General features: G+C 70.5%; 16 protein-coding genes. 11 read left to right on the top strand and 5 right to left on the bottom strand.

Features of this window, described 5'->3' with window-relative positions; all coding sequences use genetic code 11:
• Nucleotides 1-410: 410 nt before the first annotated feature.
• Together ACIQNU_RS32180 and ACIQNU_RS32175 are read right to left on the bottom strand one after the other, a co-directional pair.
• Nucleotides 411-1493: a sugar phosphate nucleotidyltransferase gene (locus ACIQNU_RS32180; RefSeq protein ID WP_401373110.1), complete on the bottom strand. Its 1083-nt coding sequence runs from the start codon at nt 1491-1493 to the stop codon at nt 411-413.
• Nucleotides 1494-1663: 170 nt separating this feature from the next.
• A complete protein-coding gene (locus tag ACIQNU_RS32175) occupies nt 1664-2980 on the bottom strand; it encodes a peptidoglycan recognition protein (protein WP_401373109.1) in 1317 nt (438 codons plus the stop codon).
• Nucleotides 2981-3152: 172 nt separating this feature from the next.
• Here ACIQNU_RS32175 and ACIQNU_RS32170 point away from each other — a divergent pair, with 172 nt between their 5' ends.
• The 4 genes from ACIQNU_RS32170 to ACIQNU_RS32155 all read left to right on the top strand — a co-directional run bounded on the left by ACIQNU_RS32170 (nt 3153) and on the right by ACIQNU_RS32155 (nt 10022).
• Nucleotides 3153-3908 carry a TIGR03089 family protein gene (locus ACIQNU_RS32170; protein WP_401373107.1) on the top strand — a complete coding sequence of 252 codons (756 nt, stop codon included), beginning with the start codon at nt 3153-3155 and terminating at the stop codon, nt 3906-3908.
• Nucleotides 3909-4960: 1052 nt separating this feature from the next.
• Entirely contained in the window at nt 4961-6070 is a 1110-nt protein-coding gene (locus ACIQNU_RS32165; protein ID WP_401373106.1) for an LCP family protein, read from the top strand.
• Between the two features lie 261 nt (nt 6071-6331).
• The gene (locus ACIQNU_RS32160; RefSeq protein WP_401373104.1) at nt 6332-8146 is read left to right on the top strand and encodes an LCP family protein; all 1815 of its coding nucleotides are present in this window, start codon (nt 6332-6334) and stop codon (nt 8144-8146) included.
• Between the two features lie 70 nt (nt 8147-8216).
• A complete protein-coding gene (locus ACIQNU_RS32155) occupies nt 8217-10022 on the top strand; it encodes an LCP family protein (protein WP_401373168.1) in 1806 nt (601 codons plus the stop codon).
• A 45-nt stretch (nt 10023-10067) separates the two neighbouring features.
• On the opposite strand, the gene ACIQNU_RS32150 is transcribed toward ACIQNU_RS32155, so the two are convergent.
• Nucleotides 10068-11114 (bottom strand): glycosyltransferase family 2 protein, encoded by a 1047-nt coding sequence (locus tag ACIQNU_RS32150; RefSeq protein ID WP_401373102.1) that lies wholly within the window; start codon nt 11112-11114, stop codon nt 10068-10070.
• A gap of 72 nt (nt 11115-11186) precedes the next feature.
• On the opposite strand from ACIQNU_RS32150, the gene ACIQNU_RS32145 reads away from it, so the two are divergent.
• Nucleotides 11187-12722, top strand: a complete 1536-nt coding sequence (locus tag ACIQNU_RS32145; protein WP_401373101.1) for an LCP family protein — start codon at nt 11187-11189, stop codon at nt 12720-12722.
• 43 nt (nt 12723-12765) lie between these two features.
• Here ACIQNU_RS32145 and ACIQNU_RS32140 read toward each other — a convergent pair whose 3' ends face one another.
• Complete coding sequence (locus ACIQNU_RS32140) at nt 12766-13314, bottom strand: acyl-CoA thioesterase (protein WP_401373100.1); 549 nt, start codon at nt 13312-13314, stop codon at nt 12766-12768.
• 213 nt (nt 13315-13527) lie between these two features.
• Between ACIQNU_RS32140 and ACIQNU_RS32135 the strand changes: the two genes are divergently transcribed.
• Nucleotides 13528-14823 carry an LCP family protein gene (locus ACIQNU_RS32135; RefSeq protein WP_401373098.1) on the top strand — a complete coding sequence of 432 codons (1296 nt, stop codon included), beginning with the start codon at nt 13528-13530 and terminating at the stop codon, nt 14821-14823.
• Nucleotides 14824-14922: 99 nt separating this feature from the next.
• Here ACIQNU_RS32135 and ACIQNU_RS32130 read toward each other — a convergent pair whose 3' ends face one another.
• On the bottom strand, nt 14923-15282 hold the full coding sequence (locus ACIQNU_RS32130; protein ID WP_401373096.1) for a VOC family protein: 360 nt from the start codon (nt 15280-15282) through the stop codon (nt 14923-14925).
• Nucleotides 15283-15384: 102 nt separating this feature from the next.
• Here ACIQNU_RS32130 and ACIQNU_RS32125 point away from each other — a divergent pair, with 102 nt between their 5' ends.
• The 5 genes from ACIQNU_RS32125 (at nt 15385) to ACIQNU_RS32105 (ending at nt 20455) form a co-directional block, all read left to right on the top strand.
• Nucleotides 15385-16335, top strand: coding sequence for a helix-turn-helix transcriptional regulator (locus ACIQNU_RS32125; protein WP_401373095.1), 951 nt, complete (start codon nt 15385-15387; stop codon nt 16333-16335).
• Between the two features lie 134 nt (nt 16336-16469).
• The gene (locus ACIQNU_RS32120) at nt 16470-17813 is read left to right on the top strand and encodes a UDP-glucose dehydrogenase family protein (RefSeq protein WP_401373094.1); all 1344 of its coding nucleotides are present in this window, start codon (nt 16470-16472) and stop codon (nt 17811-17813) included.
• A 266-nt stretch (nt 17814-18079) separates the two neighbouring features.
• Nucleotides 18080-18946: an oxaloacetate decarboxylase gene (locus tag ACIQNU_RS32115; RefSeq protein ID WP_401373092.1), complete on the top strand. Its 867-nt coding sequence runs from the start codon at nt 18080-18082 to the stop codon at nt 18944-18946.
• Nucleotides 18943-19251: a hypothetical protein gene (locus ACIQNU_RS32110; RefSeq protein WP_401373090.1), complete on the top strand. Its 309-nt coding sequence runs from the start codon at nt 18943-18945 to the stop codon at nt 19249-19251. Before ACIQNU_RS32115 ends, ACIQNU_RS32110 begins: the two co-directional genes overlap by 4 nt.
• Before the next feature lie 13 nt (nt 19252-19264).
• A complete protein-coding gene (locus tag ACIQNU_RS32105; RefSeq protein WP_401373089.1) occupies nt 19265-20455 on the top strand; it encodes a bile acid:sodium symporter family protein in 1191 nt (396 codons plus the stop codon).
• Nucleotides 20456-20465 lie beyond the last annotated feature (10 nt).

Here is a 20465-nt window from a genome sequence, read left to right as displayed (position 1 = left end):
CCGGGGGGACTCCGGGGCACCGGAAGACTCTGTGACGCCCGAACACCCGCCCACAAACCACGACGGCGGTCGATTCGGGTGCCCACAAACCACGACCGCGGGTCGGCTCAGCTGCCCACAGCCAGACCGGAGGCTCCGGGCACCGGCAGACTCTGTGACGCCCGAACACCTGCCCCCCTGCCAAACCGGGGGGACTCCGGGGCACCGGAAGACTCTGTGACGCCCGAACACCCGCCCACAAACCACGACGGCGGTCGATTCGGGTGCCCACAAACCACGACCACAGGTCGATTCGGCTGCCCGCAAGCCACGACCACCGGTTGATTCGGCTGCCCGCAAGCCGCACCCGCGGGGCGATTCAGGTGCACCGCAAACGGGCGGGACGACTCTGCGGTAGCCGGGAGTTGGGGCTACTGGTCCGATGAGAAGCGCAAGGTGGATGCCGGGAGTTGGGTGTTGCACCAGATTCTGGCGCCGGATCTGAGTTCGTTGTCGGCGCCTACGTGGGCGTCGTCGCCGATGACCGTGTCCGTGAGGAGGGTGCGGGCGCCGATGTGGGCGCGTTCGCCGATGAGGGAGTCGGTGACGGTGGCGCCCGGTTCGACGACGGCGCCGGACAGGACCGTACTGCCGGTGACGCGGGCGCCGGAGCCGATGCGGGCGCCCGCGCCGATCACCGTGCCGCCGGTCAGCTTGGCGTCGGCGGCGACCTCGGCGGTCGGCAGGACGAGGGAGTCGCCGCAGCGGCCCGGCACCGCCGGGGACGGCGCGCGGCCCAGGACGAGGTCCGCCGAACCCCGTACGAAAGCCTGCGGAGTGCCGAGGTCGAGCCAGTACGTGGAGTCGACCATGCCCTGGAGGTGGGCGCCGGAAGACAGCAGTTCGGGGAACGTCTCGCGTTCGACGGAGACCGGACGGCCGGCCGGGATGGAGTCGATGACGGAGCGCCGGAAGACGTAGGCGCCCGCGTTGATCTGGTCGGTGACGATCTCCTCGGGGGTCTGAGGCTTCTCCAGGAAGGCGGTCACGCGGCCCGTCGCGTCGGTCGGGACGAGGCCGTACGCGCGCGGGTCGTCGACCCGGGTGAGATGCAGCGAGACATCGGCGCCGGACGACGCGTGCGTGGCGACCAGGGCGCGGATGTCGAGCCCGGTGAGGATGTCGCCGTTGAAGACGAGGACCGGCTCGTCGGATCCTGAGCGCAGGTACGGGGCGACGTTGCGCAGGGCGCCGCCGGTGCCGAGCGGCTCCTCCTCGGTGACGTACTCCAGGTGGAGGCCGAGCGCGGAGCCGTCGCCGAAGTACGGCTCGAAGACCTCCGCCAGATAGGAGGTCGCCAGGACGATGTGCTCGACGCCGGCCGCGCGCGCCCGCGCCAGCTGGTGCGTGAGGAAGGGGACACCCGCCGCCGGAACCATCGGCTTCGGGGTGTTGACCGTGAGGGGCCGCAGCCGGGTGCCCTTGCCTCCGACCAGGAGGATCGCCTCTGTCACCTGTCGTCTCTGCTTCCTGCCGGGGCCGGCCGCGCCGTTGCGGTTCCGGCCGATGGGTGCCGATGGGTACGGCCCGTCCAGTACGACCCGTCTCATACGGTCCGTCTCGTACCGCTCGTGCGGCGGCGCCCGGCAGGGGTGCTCACGGTGTGCGTGCGGCAGGTGCGCGGTCAGCGGCCCTGGAGTCGGGCGGCGCTGCTGCGGACGGTGCCGAGCTTGCCGTACAGGCGGGCACCCGGGCAGTCCGTGGCGAAGCCGTCACGGTGGCCCGAGATCACGTTGAGCCGAACCTTCTTTCCTTTTCGGTACAGATTGCCACCGCCCGACGTGAGATATGTCTTGGCTTTCGGATTGGCTCCGAACAGCCCCAGCTTCCACGCGCCGAGCCTGGCGACGGCGTTGACCGCGACGGTGGGCGGATTCGAGCGGCCGAACGCGCCGAGGACCGCGACGCCCATGGTGTTCGAGTTGAATCCGAGGGTGTGGGCGCCCAGCACCGCCTTGGTCACTCCCCCGGCCCGGCCCTCGTAGATGTTTCCGCACTTGTCGACGACGAAGTTGTAGCCGATGTCCCGCCAGCCGCTGCTCTTCACGTGGTAGCGGTAGATACCGCGAATGACCGAAGGGGCCTGTGAGCAGCTGTAGTTGTTGCCCGACGCGGTGTGGTGCACGAACGCCGCCTTCACCGAGTTCGTGTACGCGAAACCTCCCCGCCGCAGACTCTCGTCGGCGCCCCAGCCCTTGCGGGTGACGATGCGGGGGCGGGGGGCGGTGTGTGGCCTGGCGCGCTCGGCGGTCGTCGCCTCTTCCGGCAGGACCTCGGCGCTTTCGGGCATCGCGCGGTTGGCCGGATCGGTCGCCGGGTCAGTGGCTGGATCGGTGGCCGGGTCCTCGCCCGGGTCGACCAGTTCGAGCCGCAGGCCGGCGGGGAGCAGGCCCCGTACGGAGTCGTCGGCTCCTGAGGCTGAGGGCAGCGCGCTCACGCGGACCTCGACGGCGTCCGAGTCGCCGACCCACAGGGGCGCGGTCGAGCCGCGCACCTGGCCGGAGTCCCGCTCGTCGCTGTCCGGGTCGGCGCCGTGCTCGTGGTTGTGGGTCTCGACGTCCTGCCAGCCGGACCAGTGGGCGGTGGAGGTGGCGCGGGTACGGACCTGGACCCGGCCGTCGAGTTCGGTGGCCGGGTCGTCCCAGACGACGCCGACGAGCGAGAAGGGGCGTACGTCACGCCTCGTCAGGCCCTGCTCCTGGGCGCCGGGTGGGAGGGAACGTTCGGTGGAGAGCGGGGCGAGGGGCAGCGACTGGGTGCTGCCGGGGACGGCCGGTGCGGCTGCCGCTGGGTGGTGGGGTGGTGCCGCTGGTGCGGCCGGGGCCGCCGGCGCGGCTGGTGTCGCCGGGGTCGTGGCTCGGGCTCCGGTGGGCTGGGCGAGCGGCAGGGCCAATGCGGCCACGCACGTGACGCCGATCGAGGAAGCAAGGAATCCACGCATGCAAGTGATCATGGACATAGCGGTCCATATCTGTCCATTGGGGAATTGACGGTCCGTCGGTCGATGCGGCGGCCCAAGTCACCCGGCCGGGGCGAGGGGTTCCGCCGCACGGGCGCATCGGGGGTGTCCGTGCGGGATTTGGCCGGGGTTCGGCCCGCGTACGCTTGCCCGCGTGAACGCCACTGATCGCACCCCTGCCGACCTGCTGCGTTCCGCGCTCGCCGCGGATCCGGCCCGCCCGCTGGTGACCTTCTACGACGACGCGACCGGCGAGCGGGTCGAATTGTCCGTTGCCACCTTCGCCAATTGGGTGGCCAAGACGGCGAATCTCCTTCAGGGCGACTTGGGGGCGGCGCCCGGTGACCGGGTCGCGCTGCTGTTGCCCGCGCACTGGCAGACCGCCGTGTGGCTGCTTGCCTGTTCGTCGGTGGGGGTCGTCGCCGATGTCGGTGGGGATGCCGGTGCGGCCGATCTTGTGGTGGCGGGGCCCGATGCGCTGGATGCGGGGCGGGCTTGTTCCGGGGAGCGGGTGGCGTTGGCGCTGCGGCCTCTTGGGGGGCGGTTTCCGCAGGCGCCGGCGGGGTTCGTGGATTACGCGGTGGAGGTGCCGGGGCAGGGGGATCGGTTCGTGCCGTACGAGGTGGTGGATCCGGAGGCTCCGGCGCTGGTTGTGGCGGGGGCCGGGATGTCCGGGGCGGAAGTGGTGGGGCGGGCGGTCGGGGATGCGGGGGCGCTCGGGCTGACCGGGCCTGGGGGGCGGGTGCTTTCTCTTTTGTCGTACGACACGTGGGAAGGGTTGAGCGCGGGGTTGTACGGGCCGTTGGCCAGTGGGGGGTCGGTGGTTCTGTGTCGTAACTCCGCGGGGGTTGCGGATGGTGTGCTGGCTCGGCGGGTGGAGGATGAACGGGTGACGACTACCGTCGGTTGAGCTGCGGGGGAACCGTGCGTCTTGGGCTGTGCCCACCCGTTCCGCCGTGCGGAACGCCTGCCCACAGCAGGTTCGGGTGGGATGGGGGGTGCCGGTGCCGGGGGGAACGCCTGCGCACAGCGGGACCGGGTGGGATGGGGGGCTGCGGGTGGGGGCGCCGGGGGGAACGCCTGCGCACAGCGGGTTCGGGTGAGATGGGGGGCTGCGGGTGGGGGCGCCGGGCGGAACACCAACCACAGCGGGACCGGGAGGGACGGGTGGCCGCGGGCGGGGATGCCGGGCGGAACGCCAACCACAGCGGGACCGGGAGGGACGGGTGGCCGCGGGTAGGGGCGCCGGGCGGAACGCCCAACCACAGCGGGACCGGAGGGTGAAGAGGCGCCTGGCCACTGCCCAGCCGGGGCTTTAGCCGGGCTGCGGGCGGGGTCGCCCGGCTAAACGCCTGACCACCGCCGGACCCGCGCAGGGCGCGGGTGCGGGGTGGGGCGGCCGGTCGCAGCGGGACCGGGTGGGACGGGAGACTACGGGCGGGGCCGCCCCGGCTAAACGCCCGACCACCGCCGAATCCGCACAGAGCGCGAGTGCCTGGCAGAACGCATGCCCACCGCCAGACCGGGCGGGACGAGAGACTGCGGGCCGGGCCGCCCCGGCTAAACGCCCGACCACCTCCGAATCCGCACAGAGCGCGAGTGCCTGGCAGAACACATGCCCACCGCCGGACCGGGCGGGACAGGAGACTGCGGGCCGGGCCGCCCCGGCTAAACGCCCGACCACCGCCGAATCCGCACAGAGCGCGAGTGCCGGGCGGGACGCCCGGTCACCGCCAGACCGGGCGGGACCGCAGGCTGCGGGCGGGGCGCCCAAGCGGAACGTCTGGCCGCCGCCCGACCCGGGCAGGGGTGCGGGTGGCCGTGGCGTTTCGGGGTGGTCCGGTTGGGTCAGTCCGCAGGACGTCCTGGCTTTGGCGCGGCATCGTCGGGTGTGTGCGGGTGTCTGTGAGTGGGGTTGTCGGGGCCGGGGCCACTGCCAGTGGGAAGCGGCGGTGGCGGTGGGTGCGGTACGGCGCGGTCGGGGTGTCCGGGTTTCTGCTGGTCGCCGCCGGTGCCGGGTGGGCCGTCTACGAGAAGCTCAACAGGAACATCACGCCGGACACGGACGCGGCGGCGGAGCTGAAGCGGTACGAGAAGGAGCGGCCCGGCGCTCTGGTCACGGCGGCGCAGAACATTCTGCTGATCGGCTCCGACAGCCGGGCCGGCGAGGGCAACCGCCGGTACGGCCGTGACTTCGGTACCGAGCGGTCCGACACGACGATGCTGCTGCACCTCGCCGCCGACCGGCGCAGCGCGACCGCCGTGTCGATCCCCCGCGACCTGATGGTCGAGATCCCGGACTGCCTCCGCCCGGACGGCACCCGTACCGAACCGGACTTCACCCTGTTCAATTCGGCCTTCGCCGTGGGGGGTTCGGGCTGCACGGTCCGTACCGTGGAGAAGCTGACGAACATCCGCGTGGACCACCACATGGTCGTCGACTTCCAGGGGTTCAAGGAGATGGTGGACGCCGTCGAGGGCGTCCAGGTGTGCCTGCGGGAGCCGATCGACGACCGTGCCGCCAAGCTGAAGCTCGACGCGGGCACCCAGACCCTCGACGGCGAACAGGCGCTCGGCTACGTACGGGCCCGCAAGAGCATCGGGGACGGCAGCGACACCGAGCGGATGGACCGCCAGCAGCACTTCCTCGGCGCACTCGTGAACAAGGTCAGCAGCAATGACGTGCTGCTCGATCCGACGATGCTCTACCCGGTCCTGGACGCGGCGACCTCGGCGCTCACCACGGACCCGGGCCTGGCGAATCTGCGCGGTCTGTACGACCTGGTCCGGGGGGTGCGCATGATCCCCACCGACCGCGTCCAATTCCTCACCGTCCCCCGCCGGTCGTACGTGTACAACGCCAACCGTGACCAATTGGTGAAAGCGGAGGCGGAACGCCTGTTCCAGCGGCTGCGGTCCGACAGCCCGGTCGAGGTCACGCCCGAACGCCCCCCGGGCAGCGGGGACAACGCGGGCAAACCTGACGATCCACCCCGTACCCCCTCTGTCCCGCCGACCGCTCCGGCGCCCACGTTCCGGGGCAACACGGCGGCCGAGGACGCCTGCGCGTAGAGCGCCGACGACACCTGTGGGTAAAGCGCGGACCAAGTGACGCGAGTGGCGCGGACGATACGCAAAAGATATGCGGCGTATTGCCCAGTTGTAGGGACGTGGAATTTGTCACCGTCGTCGCTCGGCGCCGAACTGGGCGGATAGTGTGAGCGATCCGGTGTGCCCGGCCATCCCGTGGCCGCGCACCGTGTGACCGACTGACGCGGCTCCTTCGAGGGGGGAGAGGGCGCCGCGTGGCCCTTGACGGAGGACGCAAAAACCGTGGACGCGCAAGGCCGTGGGCGGGCGGACGACATCGATCCCGCAGACCAGTGGGTACTGAACCCGCAGACCGGTGACTACGAACTGCGACTGGACGCTTCCGCAGGGCAGTCGACCGTGCCGGGTCCACGTACCGGCGGGGGCCGGGGACAGGGCAGAGGCCCGGGGCAAGGCAGAGGCCAGGAACAGCAGGCGGACGCCGGCGACCGGCAGGCCGGCAGGTCCGGTACGCGCTCGCGTACCGCTCCCGGCCAGGACCGTGGCACCCGTACGCCCCTGGAGGACCCGGGCACCCGCGATCTGCCGGGCCAGCGCAGGCGGCGCGGCGCTCCGCCGGAGCAGCCGGGCCGGCGCCGGTCGAAGAAGGGCAAGAAGTCCACCGGCAAGAAGATCCTGCTGTGGACGAGCGGCGGTCTGGTGCTGGTGCTGATCGCCGCCGGGACGAGTGCGTACCTCTACTACCAGCACCTCAACAACAACATCACGACCACCGACGTGGGCAGCGCGGGCAGCGGCGGGTTCAGCAAGGACGAGGCGATCAACATCCTGCTGATCGGCACGGACAAGCGGACCGGCGAGGGCAATGAGGGCTACGGGGACAAGGGCAGCGTCGGGCACGCCGACACGAACATCCTGCTGCATGTCTCCAAGGACCGTACGAACGCGACCGCGTTGAGCATTCCGCGCGACCTGATCACGGACATCCCGGACTGTCCGACGAAGCAGAAGGACGGCTCCGAGAAGGTGATCCCCGGTTCGTCGGGTGTGCGCTTCAACGTGAGCCTCGGCCAGGACGGCCGCGACCCGGGCTGCGCCATGCGGACGGTCGAGGCGATCACCGGGGTCAAGCCGGACCATTTCATGATGGCCGACTTCAACGCGGTGAAGACGCTGACGACGGCCGTCGGCGGGATCGAGATCTGTCTCGCCAAAGCCGTGGACGACCCGGACTCGCACCTCAAGCTCTCGGCGGGCAAGCACACCATCGAGGGTGAACAGGCGCTCGCCTTCGTCCGTACCCGGCACAGCTTCGGCAACAAGGGCGACCTGGACCGGATCCAGGTGCAGCAGCAGTTCCTCGGTTCGCTGATGCGGAAGCTGAAGGACGACTCCACGCTGTCCAGCCCGTCGAAGATGCTGGACCTCGCGGAGGCGGCGACCGACGCGCTGGAGGTGGACACCGGGATCGGCAGCATCAACAAGCTCAAGGACGTGGGCTTGGAGCTGAAGAAGGTGAACCCGAAGAACATCACCTTCGCCACGCTGCCCGTCCTCGACAACCCGGCAGAGGTGGTCAAGGCGACGGTCGTCGTCGACACCGCGAAGGCCGATCCGCTGTTCTCGATGATCCAGGACGACGTGTCGCTCACCGAGGTCAAGCAGCAGGAGAAGAAGGAGAAGGCGGAGGTGGCGGCGCGGCTCAAGGGCCCGAAGGCCGACGCGTCCGAGGTCCGGGTCGACATCTATAACGGAGGGGCCGACTCCGGATCCGCTCAGAAAACTCTCACGTGGTTGCAGAACACTGAGGGCGTGCTCAAGTCCAGCCAGCTCGGCAACGCCGACGCGCAGAAGAAGACGACGCTCGAATACGGGCCCGACCAGGCCGACCAGGCGCGCCGGCTCGCCGAGATCATGGGGCTGCCCGGGTCCGCGATGAAGCAGGGCAAGAGCGAGAAGAACGCGCAGGGCCTGCCGGCGATGGTGCTGACGCTCGGCGAGGACTTCAAGGGCGCGGGGACGCCCCTGACAGGACCGGCGAAGGCGCCGGAAGGCATTCAGAAAGTCGAAGCCGACAAGGCTGTGTGCGCCAAGTAACCCTTTGGGGTCCTCACGCGTCTAACGGGTGGACTTCTACAACTGGGCGCTGGGCGGGGAGGGGCTGAAGATGGTGCGAAGCGGTGTGCGTGGGGAGGGAGCACGACCACGCGTTCGACGCGCCGCCGATCACGGCTGGGACGACACGCTGTACGGAGACGAGGACGGCGCGGGAAGCAAACGGGGCCGGGGGCGCGGCGGTGACGGGGGTACGACGACCGCCGACCCGGAGCGAATACCCGGCGAACCGGTACCGGGCGACGCCGACGCCGACTCCGGCGCGGAGACCCACGAGGGCGCTCCCGAGGGGCGGCCGGGCGCGGGCGGAGGCGGCGGACGCCGCAAGCGCGGACACCGCGGCGGCGGAGGGCCGCGGCGACCGCGCCGCAAGCGCCGCCGGATCCTGCGCTGGACCGCGCTGGCCCTCTCGGTACTGATCCTCGGCACGGCAGGCGCCGGATACCTCTACTACCGGCATCTCAACGGCAACATCAAGAAGGACGATCTCAACCTCGGCGAGCACAAGGCGCCCGCGCCGACGCCGAACGCGGCGGGCCAGACCCCGCTGAACATCCTTCTGATCGGCTCGGACAGCCGGAACACCGCCGAGAACCTGAAGCTCGGCGGCCACAAGGAGTCCGTGGGCGCTCCCCCGCTGGCCGACGTCCAGATGCTGCTGCACCTGTCCGCGGACCGCAGCAACATGTCGGTGATCAGCATGCCGCGCGACACCCTCGTGGACATCCCGAAGTGCGTCGACACGAAGGACGGCAAGGTCTATCCGGCGAGCACCAGCCCGACGATGACGAACGAGTCGCTGGGCCGGGGCGGTGCCGGCTGCACGGTGGCGACCTGGGAGAAGCTCACCAACATCCACATCGACCACTTCATGATGGTGGACTTCTCCGGTGTGGTCGCGATGGCCGACGCGATCGGCGGGGTGCCGGTCTGTGTGGACCGCAACATCTACTCGCACACCCAGGGCGGCGAGGGCTCCGGCCTGAAGCTGGAGAAGGGCACCACCTCGATCAAGGGTGAGCAGGCCCTCCAGTGGCTGCGTACGCGGTACGGCTTCGAGGACGGCAGTGACATCGCGCGGGCCAAGGCCCAGCACCAGTACATGAACTCGATGATCCGCCAACTGCGGAAGAACGCCACGGTCAGCAACCCGGGGAAGCTGCGGTCCCTCGCCGAGAAGGCGATCGACGCGCTCACGGTCGACAACGGCCTGGACACCGTGATGAAGCTGTACGACCTCGGCAACGAGCTGAAGAAGGTGCCGCCGGACCGGATCACGATGACCACGATGCCGTTCAACTACCTCGGCCCGCGTGTGGTGCCGAAGCCGGGCGACGCCGAGCAGGTGTTCCGGCTGATACGCGAGGACATCGCCCTGGACGGCAAGGACAAGCCCAAGAAGTCGACGCCGGAGAAGCTGTCGGACGACCCGGCGGCACCGGACGCGCAGATCGCGGTCCAGGTCGTCAACGGCACCGGGACGGCCGCGCTGGCGCCGGCCGGCGGCCGGGCGACGGCCGTCACCCAGCTCCTCACCGGCAAGGGCTTCACCCGGGCCGCCGCGGACACCAGCCAGGCGATCGCCGAGCCGAAGACGGTCATCAACTATCCGAGCGTGGATCTGGAGGGCGACGCCCAGCGGGTCGCCAAGTCCCTCGGGATTCCGCTGAGTTCGGTGAAGAAGTCGACCGATGTCTCGGGTGTCACGCTGACCGTGGGCGCCGACTGGCGCGAGGGCACCGCCTACCCGAAGAAGGCGGCGGACCCGAAGGACGACAAGACACCGGAGTCCGCCGACGCGCTCAACGGCGCCGACGACTCGGCCTGTATGAAGGTGAACCCCAACTTCACCTGGTAGGGCGGGAGTTCACCCGGAAGTTCACCGGGAAGTTCACCCGGACATTCACCTGGGCCCGGCGGTCTCACCCTCGGTGCGGACCGCCGGCCTCCGGCTCGCGATGACGCGCCGGGCGAGCGACTTGGGGCTCGTCAGGAAGCCCCAGCCCCACGACATGTGCATGGTGGCGAGGGCGACCGGGATCCGTACCCGCGCCGCGAGCGGCAGACCCTTGCCCGCGGGCAGCGACCCGGCGGTGATCGCGGCGAGATAGCCGCCGGGCACCACCAGCGCCCACGGTGTCACCAGCGCCCCGGCGACCAGGCCCGCGGCGATGGCGCACACGGCGGTCGGCGGCGCGAGATAGCGCAGGTTGATGGAGCCCTCGTGGTAGCGGGCGACCACGTGCCGCCAGCGGCCGTAGTCCTTGTACTGCTTGGCGAGCGCCTTCACCGAGGGCCGCGGCCGGTACGACACGCGCAGCTCGGGCGAGAACCAGATCAGACCGCCCGCCTCCCGGATCCGGAAGTTCAGCTCCCAGTCCTGGGCGCGGATGAACTCCTCGTTGTAGCCGCCCTGTTGCTCCAGGGCCGGCCGCCGGAACACACCGAGGTAGACCGTCTCGGCGGAGCCCGCGGCGCCGCCCGTGTGGAAGGCGGCGTTGCCGACGCCGATCTTCGAGGTCATCGCCGCGGCGACGGCGTCCTCCCAGGCGTTCTCGCCCTCGGCGTGCATGATGCCGCCGACGTTCTGCGCGCCGGTCTCGTCGAGGAGCCGGACGGCGGTGGCGATGTAGTTCGGCGAGAGGATGCCGTGCCCGTCGACCCGTACCACGACCGGGTGACGGGATGCCTTGATCGCGGCGTTGAGCGCGGCCGGGGTGCGGCCGGTCGGGTTGGGCACGGTGTGCACCCGAGGGTCCTCGCGGACCAGCTCGGCGGCGATCTCGTCGGTGCGGTCCGTGGACGGGCCGAGCGCGATCACGACCTCCATCTCACCCGCGTACTCCTGGGCGAGGATCGCGTGGACGGCTCCGCGCAGATGCCGCTCCTCGTTGAGGACCGGCATGATCACGGACACGGCGGGGTTCGGCAAGTCGGGCGTGGCGTTCATCAGGCGCCACGTTACCGCGAATGGGGGACACGATCGCGCGCCGTACGGGCGATCACACGGGCCGGATTTCGTATGGACGTACCGTTCTCGCGCGATCCCGTCCCCGCGGAGGTGTTCCCGCCCGTGCCCCACCCGCCCCGCTCCCCCGGCAGTCCGCGTCCCACGCGGTCCGCTCCGTCCGGCACGCGGCAGCGGCCCGTGCCCGCGGCGGTGGAGCGGCGCAGACGGCGCCCGCGCTGGGTGATGCGGATGGCCACGGCGTTCTCCGTCGTGGTCCTCGCGTCGGCGGGCATCGGGCACGTGCTGGTCACGGGCATCGGCGCGGAGATCGACCGGGTCGACCCGTTCAAGGACATGAAGAACCGGCCGCAGGCGGGGCACGGCATGAACGTCCTGCTGGTCGGCACCGACGGGCGCGACAAGATCACGGAGGAGGAGCGGCGGAAGTACCGGCTCGGCGGCGCGCCCTGCCACTGCACGGACACGATCATGATCGTGCACATCTCGGGGAACCGGGAGCGCGCCAGCGTCGTGAGCCTGCCCCGCGACTCGTACGCGGAGATCCCCGAGCACACCGACCAGACCACGAACACCCGCCACTCGGCGCACCCGGTGAAGCTCAACGCCGCCTACGCGGAGGGCGGTCCGCAGCTCACCGTGCGGACGGTCGAGCACATGACCGGCGTGAAGGTCGACCACTATCTGGAGGTCGACTTCACCAGCTTCATGAAGACCGTGGATGTGCTCGGCGGGGTCGAGATCTGTACGGCACGGCCGATGAAGGACGCCTACACCGGTCTCGATCTGGCGGCCGGTACCCATGATCTGAACGGCGGCGAGGCGCTTCAGTACGTGCGCTCGCGGCACATCGACGGCGCCGCCGACCTCGGGCGGATGGAGCGGCAGCAGCGGTTCCTCGCGGCGCTGATCGCGAAGGCGACGTCGTCGGGGATCCTGCTCAACCCGGTGCGGTTCAGCGAGGTCTCGCAGGCGGTGCTCGGCTCGGTCCGCGCGGACAAGGAGTTCGGGGCTGACGAGATGCTGGCGCTCGGGCGGGCGATGCGCGGTTTCTCGCCGAAGTCGTCGGAGTTCACGACCGTCCCGATCGGCGATCCCGCGTTCCCGGTCAAGGTCATCGGCTCGACCGTGAAGTGGGACGAGGAGAAGTCGAAGAAGCTGTTCCAGGCGCTGCGCGAGGACCGGCCGCTGACCGTGAAGCGCACCAAGAAGCGCCGGGCCGCGAGGGTCGAGGTCGCACCGCAGCAGATCCAGGTGCAGGTGGAGAACGGCGGCGGGGCACCGGGCCTCGGCAAGCGGGTCGACGACGCGCTGCGGGGCACCGGGTTCCGTACGACGGGGGCGCCGCGCGACGCGCAGACGGGGGAAGTGCCGCACACGGTGGTGGTCTACGACCCGCGCTGGGACCGCTCGGCGCAGTCCCTCGCGACGGCCCTGCCGGGCAGCGAGCTGCGCCCGGCGCCCGGCCAGGGACCGGTGATGCGGGTGATCGCGGGCCAGGACTTCACCGAGGTACGGAAGGTACGGGCGGCGGCGGTGCGGCAGGGGGAGTTCGGGGCGGTCACGGGCGACGAGGTGGTGTGCCCGTAGCGCCTCGGGGTGCCTTGTGCCTGCCGTTGTGCTTGCCGGTGGCTCAGTCCTCGATGCCCTCGGCCGCGCGGCGCTCCCGGAGTTCGAGGATGGCGCGGCGGCGGGCGAGGCGGTGGGTGCGGCGGATCTGGGCCTCCTGGTAGCGCCGCTTGTCCCGCTCGGTCTCGGGGATGACGGGCGGTACGCGGCGGGGCTTGCCGTCGGCGTCGACGGCCGCGAAGACGAGGTAGGCGGAGCCGACCTGCTGGGCGGGCGTCGACTCGTTCCAGCGCTCGGCCAGGACGCGGACACCGACCTCCATCGAGGTCCGGCCGACCCAGTTGACCTGGGCCTTCACATGGACGAGGTCGCCCACGCGGACGGGCTCAAGGAACGCCATCTCGTCCATGGACGCGGTGACGGCGGGCCCGCCGGAGTGCCGGCCGGCGACCGCGCCCGCCGCGTCGTCCACCAGCTTCATGATCACGCCACCGTGCACCGTGCCGAGGAGGTTGGTGTCTCCGTAGCTCATGATGTGGCTGAGCGTGGTGCGGGACACCGAGGTCGGCTTGCCCGGAATGTCGGACTCTGCGGGACGGTCCTGGTCTGTCATGTCCTCCACCTTAAGCGGGACCGGTGACCGCTTCGCCGGGATGACCCAGGGCGCACAAGCAGTCACTTCACGTAGACGTCAAGTCGCTTTCCGTAGGGGCTCGGTGGCCCTGCGCCCCGGCGCTGTCCGGTTTGCATCAGCCCTGCAACAGCCGTGACCCGAATTTCCCACCTCCCTGTCAACGCCGCGCCGTGAGCCTGCACACTAAGGCGCATGAATGACTGGCCCGACTCATGGAGCGACGAGAACGGCCGTCGCCGTTCCCGTGACGGTTACGGCCGTGGCAGCGCGAGTGCACAGCCCGAGGGCGCCCGCGCGATGCGGCATGTCCAGCGCGGCCAGGCACCCGGCCCGGCGGCGCCCCCACGCGGTGTCCCGCCGCAGCACTCGTACGGCCACGACGAGTACGGGCCACAGGATCCGGGGTACGACAGCGGCTACAACTCGGGCCAGGTGTACGGCCAGGGCGACGGCGGCGGGCGCGGTGGCCGGGGCGGCGACGGCTACGGCGGGCAGACCGCGCGCCCGGCCCCCAACTGGCGGCGCCGTATCGGCTTCACGGCACTGACCCTCGTGATCGTGCTGCTCGCGGTGAGCATCGGTACGTACTTCTGGGCCGACTCGAAGCTGAAGCGCGAGGTCGATCTGTCGAAGGTCATCGACCGGCCGGGGGGCGGCGACGGCACCAACTACCTGATCGTCGGCTCCGACAGCCGGGCCGGGATGACGGCCGAGGAGAAGAAGAAGCTGCACACCGGGTCCGCCGAGGGCAAGCGCACCGACTCGATGATGATCCTGCACGTCGGCGGCGAGGGAAACACGATGATCTCGCTGCCGCGCGACTCGGACGTCGAGATCCCCACCTTCGTGGGCTCCGAGTCCGGCAAGACGTACAAGGGCACCGGCCGCCATGTGAAGCTCAACGCGGCCTACGCCGAGGACGGTCCCGAACTCCTCGTACGGACCGTGGAGTTCAACACCGGACTGCGGATCGACCACTACGCGGAGATCGGCTTCGGCGGCTTCGCGAAGATCGTCGACGCGGTGGGCGGGGTCGAGATGAACCTCGACAAGGGGTTCAAGGACAAGTGGTCGGGCGCCGACTTCAAGGCCGGCAAGCAGACCCTCAACGGTGAGCAGGCCCTCGCCTTCGTCCGTACCCGGCACGCCTTCGCGGCGAGCGACCTGGAGCGGACGAAGAACCAGCAGAAGTTCCTCGCGGCGCTCGCCCACCAGTCGGCGACCCCGTCGACCATCATGAACCCCTTCAAGCTCTACCCGACGCTCGGCGCCGGCCTCGACTCCCTCATCGTCGACAAGGACATGAGCCTGTGGAACGTGGCGTCGATGTTCTGGGCCATGAAGGGTGTGTCGGGCGGCGACGGCACCTCGATGAACATCCCGATCTCGGGCTCGACGGGCGGCAACCTGGTCTGGGACAAGGCCAAGGTGAAGACCCTGGTGGACCAGTTGAACGCGGGCCAGAAGGTCACGGTGACGGGTAACTGACCGACCCCGCCCACGGATTCGTCCAGAGCCCCGGACCACTCCTCGCGGAGTGCCGGGGCTCTGCCGTTCTTCAGACCTCCTTGAAGGCCGACCCGTTCGTCAGTCGGCGGGGGCGACCCGGATCAGGTTGCCGTCCGGGTCCGCGACGACGAAGGTGCGGCCGAACACCTCGTCGCTCGGCTCGCTGACCACGCGGACCCCCTTCGCCACCCACTCCTCGAACCGGCGGTTGATCGCGTCGGGTCCGTCGGACAGGTTGAGGCAGACCTCGCTCGTGCGGGGCACCTCCGGGGTCAGGCCGTCGAAGTGGCCGCCCCAGACGGCGAGTTCGGCGCCGTCGCCGAGAGCGAAGGAGATGTATCCGGGGGTTTCGAAGCTGGGCTTGATCTCCAGGAGGTCCGCGTAGAAACGGGCGGCTGCGGGTGCGTCGTTGACGTACACGATGAACGCGATCGACATTCCTTGCTCCTTGCGTCGGTCTTGCGTCGGTCTCACTGAGCGACTGGAGCATGCGGGTCATTCATGACGGATTCCGTCATGTTTGCTGAGATTCTTGATTCCGTGACTCCGGATCGCTTCTTCTCGCTGCTGCTGGCGCTCCAGGCCCGGGAGACCACGACGACCACGGATCTCGCGGCCCAACTCGGCACCTCGGTCCGTACCGTCCACCGTGACCTGCGATGGCTCCAGGAAGCGGGCCTGCCGGTGCTGATCCGGCGCGGCCGGTGGGGCGGTGTGACCCTGCTCCCCGGTGGCGCGCTCGACACCTCGCGGCTCACTCCGGACGAACGGGACCATCTCGCGCTCCACGGCCTCGACGACGCGCAGCGCGAGCAACTGGGGGCCGCGGCCGAAGCCCGGCGCGCGCAGCAGAAGGTGCGGCTGACGAAGAGCGCGTCGAGCACCGGGGTGCTGCCGCTGAGCGCGGTCGTCACCACCGACAACAGACCGTGGTTCTCGCCGGACACCGAGGGCCTGCCTCCGGCGGCGCTCGTGGGTGACCTGCGGCGCGGGGTGCGGTTGCGCATCCGCTACCGCCGGAACGAGGAGACCGAGGCCACCTGGCGGGTCGTCGACCCCTACGGTCTGCTCGCCAAGGCCGGGAGGTGGTACCTGGTCGCGGACTCCTCGGGCGACCCCCGGCTCTACGCGCTGGAACGGCTGGTCGGCTGGGAGCCGATGCGGGCCGCGCGCCGGACCCGTCAGGGCGCGACCCTGGACGGCGTCGCGGCCGGACTGACGGCGCTCTGGGAGAACCCGGACGCCTTCCGTATCCATGCCGAACTCGACGCGGACCACATCGGTACGGCGCGACGCATCCTCGGCCGCCGGCTGACCGTCGGGGACACCGCGGGCGCGGGGCGCGTGAGCATCACGGTCGCGGGCCGGAACGTGGAGGACGTACGCCTGCTCCTGCCGTTCGGCGACAGCGTCACCGTGACCGGCCCCCCGGAGGCCCGCGCGCGCATCGGGCAACTGGCCGCGGACATTCTCCGGACGTACGAGACGTAGCAGACGTACGAGGAGACGTACGAGGAGACGTACGAGGAGTCGTTCGGTCGCCCCCCGGATTCCCGCGCTCCGCCCCGGACTATGCTCGGGCGCGCACGCCCCCCGACCCGACCTCCCCGGCACTGGAGCCCCCCATGGCCCTCAAGATCACCGTGATCGGCACCGGCTATCTCGGCGCCACGCACGCCGCGGCCATGGCGGAACTCGGCTTCGATGTCCTCGGGCTCGACGTCGTCCCCGAGAAGATCGAACTGCTCTCGCAGGGCCGCGTACCGATGTACGAGCCGGGGCTCGAAGAGCTGCTGCGCAAGCATGTCGCCGGGATCGAGGGGTCCACCGGGCGGCTGCGGTTCACCATGGACTGGGCCGAGGTCGCGGCGTTCGGCGATGTGCACTTCGTGTGTGTGAACACCCCACAGAAGCATGGCGAGTACGCGTGCGACATGTCGTACGTCGACACCGCGATGGAGACTCTGGCCCGGCACCTCACGCGGCCCGCGCTCGTCGTCGGCAAGTCGACCGTGCCGGTCGGCAGCGCGGAGCGGATCGCGGCGCGGCTCGCCGAGCTGGCGCCCGCCGGGGACGGCGTGGAACTCGCGTGGAACCCGGAATTCCTGCGGGAGGGTTTCGCCGTACAGGACACGCTCCACCCGGACCGGATCGTCGTCGGGGTGCGCGGCGGGCACGCCGAGAAGCTGCTGCGCGAGGTGTACGCGACGCCCGTCGGCGACGGTACGCCCTTCCTCGTCACCGACTTCCCGACGGCGGAGCTGGTGAAGACCTCCGCCAACTCCTTCCTCGCCACGAAGATCTCGTTCATCAACGCGATGGCCGAGGTCTGCGAGGCCGGCGGCGGCGACGTGGTGCGGCTCGCGGAGGCCATCGGGTACGACGACCGGATCGGGCACAAGTTCCTGCGGGCCGGCATCGGCTTCGGCGGGGGCTGTCTGCCCAAGGACATCCGGGCCTTCATGGCGCGCGCCGGTGAGCTGGGCGCGGACCAGGCGCTGACGTTCCTGCGCGAGATCGACTCCATCAACATGCGGCGGCGCGGCCAGATGGTCGAGATGGCGCGGGACGCGGTCGGGGGCGACACGTTCCTCGGCAAGCGGGTCGGGGTGCTGGGTGCCGCGTTCAAGCCGGACTCGGACGACGTACGGGACTCGCCCGCGCTGAACGTCGCCGGGCAGATCCATCTCCAGGGCGGGCAGGTCACCGTCTACGACCCGAAGGGGATGGAGAACGCGCGGCGGCTGTTCCCGACGCTGGGGTACGCGGATTCGGCGGTCGACGCGGTGCGGGGCGCCGATGTGGTGCTGCACCTCACCGAGTGGCGGGAGTTCCGTGAGCTGGACCCGGCGGAGCTGGGCGCCGTGGCGTCGCGCCGGGTGCTCCTCGACGGGCGCAACGCGCTCGACCCGGCGGTGTGGCGGGCGGCCGGGTGGTCGTACCGGGCGATGGGGCGGCCGTCGGCCTAGGGCCTCTCGTTTGGATCAGGTCGGCGGAGTGGACCGAATGGCGTCAGCGAAGACGTGATCCATTCCTCCTCCGGAGCGGAACTTGCCAGCCAAAAGGACCTGAAAACGGGTCAAAACCTTATAAATATTCCGTCTTCGGCAAGTCTAGCGCTGATGCGTTTTCGGCAAAGAAGTGCCGCGCCAAGGCGAGACCTGCCCATGCGCATGCATGGCGCAGCCACATGGAGTCTGTGCCGCGGTGCTTCCCCACAGAAAGAAGACAGCGCATGCGCTACGGAAGCGCGCTCCGTGACGAGGTCACGGCAGCGGGAACGACACCCCTGATCGGCATCTACGACATGTACTCGGCGTCGGTCGCCGCCGGGCACTACAACGGCTTCTTCGTCTCGGGCTTCGGCTTCGCCGCCTCGCACTACGGGTTGCCGGACATCGGCTTCATCGCGTGGCCGGACATGGTGGCCTTCGCCGAGCGGCTGCGCGGGGCCTTCCCGCGCCACCACCTCCTGGTGGACATCGACGACGGGTACGTCGACCCCGAGGTCGCCTGCCATGTCGTCCAGCGGCTGGAACGGATCGGGGCGTCCGGGGTGATCCTGGAGGACCAGAAACGTCCGCGCCGCTGCGGGCACGCCGACGGCAAGATGGTGCTGCCGCTGGACGAGTACCTGGAGAAGCTGAACCTCGTCCTGGCCAGCCGTACCGACCTGCTCGTGGTCGCCCGTACGGACGCGACGGAGGAGGACGAGATCCTGCGCAGGGCCGAGGCCCTGGCCCGGACCGACGCCGATGTGGTGCTGGTCGACGGGGTGCGCAGCGTCGAGTGGATCCGCCGGATCCGCGCGGTCGTCGGCGACAAACCACTGCTGTTCAACCAGATCGCCGGCGGCAAGTCCCCCCGGCTCTCCCTGTCCGAACTGACCGAACTCGGCGTGGACGTGGCGATCTACAGCACGCCGTGCCTGTTCGCGGCGCACCAGGCGATGGACACCGCACTGGCCGAGCTGAAGTACGCCGACGGCCGGCTGCCGGCCGTCAGGGACGACGCCGCCGCGGTGGGCGTCAGGGAGTCCACCGAGCTGCTGGCCAGGAACATCAGCCGCCACCACCCCGCGCTCGTGGACGTACCGGCATGACGAATGCCCCCGGCAGCCGCCGGACGCTCACGCGCATTCCCGCCGCCAGGACGGCGGCCCTGACCCTGGCGGCGGCAGCCGCCGCCCTGGGCGCGGGGTCGCTTCCGGCCCAGGCGGCCGACGGCCTCGTCGTCCTCACCCTGGTCGACAACTCGAACGCGGATTCCTGGCTGGAGGTCGACCGGACGCTGAACACCAACCATGGCCCCGGTACCTCCGGCAGCGACCACGACGGCAGCGCGGTCGACCTGATGGACACGCTGATCAACCCGGACCGTCCCGGGGAAGAGCAGGACCAGTCATGAGGCAGGGCCAGTCATGAGCGGCGCCGGGCAGGAGAACGGTGGGTGTGCGGACGTCGGGCGCGCGGACGGCGGGCAGCTCGCCGCGCCTCCTGGTCCGGCGCCCCTCGGCACTGTCACGGACACGGCCGTGCGCCCGGACCCGCCGGATCGTTTGAAGTTCGTGAAGTTCCCCAGAAACCGGCTGTTCGGGATCGGGAAAGGCCGCTTGCGGTTCCCGAAGGCCGTCGACCCCTATGTCGCGGCCCTCGCGGGCACGGTCGTCCTCGCCTGTCTGCTGCCCGCCACCGGGCGGGCGGCGGACATCGCGAACATCACGTCCGAACTGGCCATCGGTCTGCTCTTCTTCCTCTACGGCGCCCGGCTCTCCACCCGGGAGACCCTCGCCGGGCTGCGCCATGTGAGGCTGCACACCCTGGTGCTGCTGTCCACCTTCGTCCTCTTCCCCCTGCTCGGACTGGGCGCCGTGATGCTGCCCCAGTTGCCCGCGCAACTCCAGGCGGGCGTCCTGTTCCTGTGCGTCGTGCCGTCCACGGTGCAGTCCGCGGTGGCGCTCACCGCCCTCGCCAAGGGCGACGTGCCCGCGGCGATCTGCGCCGGTACCTACTCCAGCCTGGTCGGCCTGGCGGCGACCCCCCTTCTCGCCGCCTGGCTGATCGGCTCGGAGGCCGCGCTGTCCATGGACGGACTGCTGCGCCTGGGCGCGCAGTTGCTCGCCCCCTTCATCGCCGGGCAGTTGCTCCGGCGCTGGATCGGCGGCTTCGTCGCGCGGCACAAGCGGGTGCTGGGCCCGGTCGACCGGGCCTCCATCCTGCTGGTCGTCTACGCGGCGTTCAGCTCCGGGATGAACCAGGGCGTCTGGCAACAGGTCACCGTCGCCTCGCTGCTCGTCCTCGTTGCCGTGCTCACCGCCCTCTTCTTCGTCGCCCTGGGCTGTACGACGGCCGCCGCCCGGCTGCTCGGGCTGGATCCCCCGGCCCGTATCGCGGCCGTGCTGTGCGGCTCGCAGAAGAGTCTGGCGAGCGGGCTGCCGATGGCGGCGGTGCTGTTCGGCGGGCAGGCGGCGCTGATCGTGCTGCCACTCATGGCCTACCACCAGTTGCAACTGGTCATCTGCGCGGGCCTGGCCCGACGCTGGTCCCGCCCGAGCGGCCACCCCGTGCTCAGCACACCACCACCCGCGAGGCCACGTCCTGACCCGACCTGATCGGATCCGA

Source organism: Streptomyces sp. NPDC091292 (assembly GCF_044757265.1).
Lineage (GTDB): Bacteria > Actinomycetota > Actinomycetes > Streptomycetales > Streptomycetaceae > Streptomyces.
The sequence above is the reverse complement of the archived record's forward strand: the minus strand, read 5'-3'. Positions and strand labels throughout refer to the sequence as shown.

Bases quoted from the DNA above. Each gene is read 5' to 3' on its own strand.
- ACIQNU_RS32150 (WP_401373102.1), bottom strand. From the start codon at position 11,114: ATGAACGCCACGCCCGACTTGCCGAACCCCGCCGTGTCCGTGATCATG.
- ACIQNU_RS32175 (WP_401373109.1), bottom strand. From the start codon at position 2,980: ATGCGTGGATTCCTTGCTTCCTCGATCGGCGTCACGTGCGTGGCCGCA.
- ACIQNU_RS32130 (WP_401373096.1), bottom strand. From the start codon at position 15,282: ATGTCGATCGCGTTCATCGTGTACGTCAACGACGCACCCGCAGCCGCC.
- ACIQNU_RS32140 (WP_401373100.1), bottom strand. From the start codon at position 13,314: ATGACAGACCAGGACCGTCCCGCAGAGTCCGACATTCCGGGCAAGCCG.
- ACIQNU_RS32145 (WP_401373101.1), top strand. From the start codon at position 11,187: ATGGACGTACCGTTCTCGCGCGATCCCGTCCCCGCGGAGGTGTTCCCG.
- ACIQNU_RS32105 (WP_401373089.1), top strand. From the start codon at position 19,265: ATGAGCGGCGCCGGGCAGGAGAACGGTGGGTGTGCGGACGTCGGGCGC.
- ACIQNU_RS32110 (WP_401373090.1), top strand. From the start codon at position 18,943: ATGACGAATGCCCCCGGCAGCCGCCGGACGCTCACGCGCATTCCCGCC.
- ACIQNU_RS32115 (WP_401373092.1), top strand. From the start codon at position 18,080: ATGCGCTACGGAAGCGCGCTCCGTGACGAGGTCACGGCAGCGGGAACG.
- ACIQNU_RS32120 (WP_401373094.1), top strand. From the start codon at position 16,470: ATGGCCCTCAAGATCACCGTGATCGGCACCGGCTATCTCGGCGCCACG.
- ACIQNU_RS32155 (WP_401373168.1), top strand. From the start codon at position 8,217: ATGGTGCGAAGCGGTGTGCGTGGGGAGGGAGCACGACCACGCGTTCGA.
- ACIQNU_RS32135 (WP_401373098.1), top strand. From the start codon at position 13,528: ATGAATGACTGGCCCGACTCATGGAGCGACGAGAACGGCCGTCGCCGT.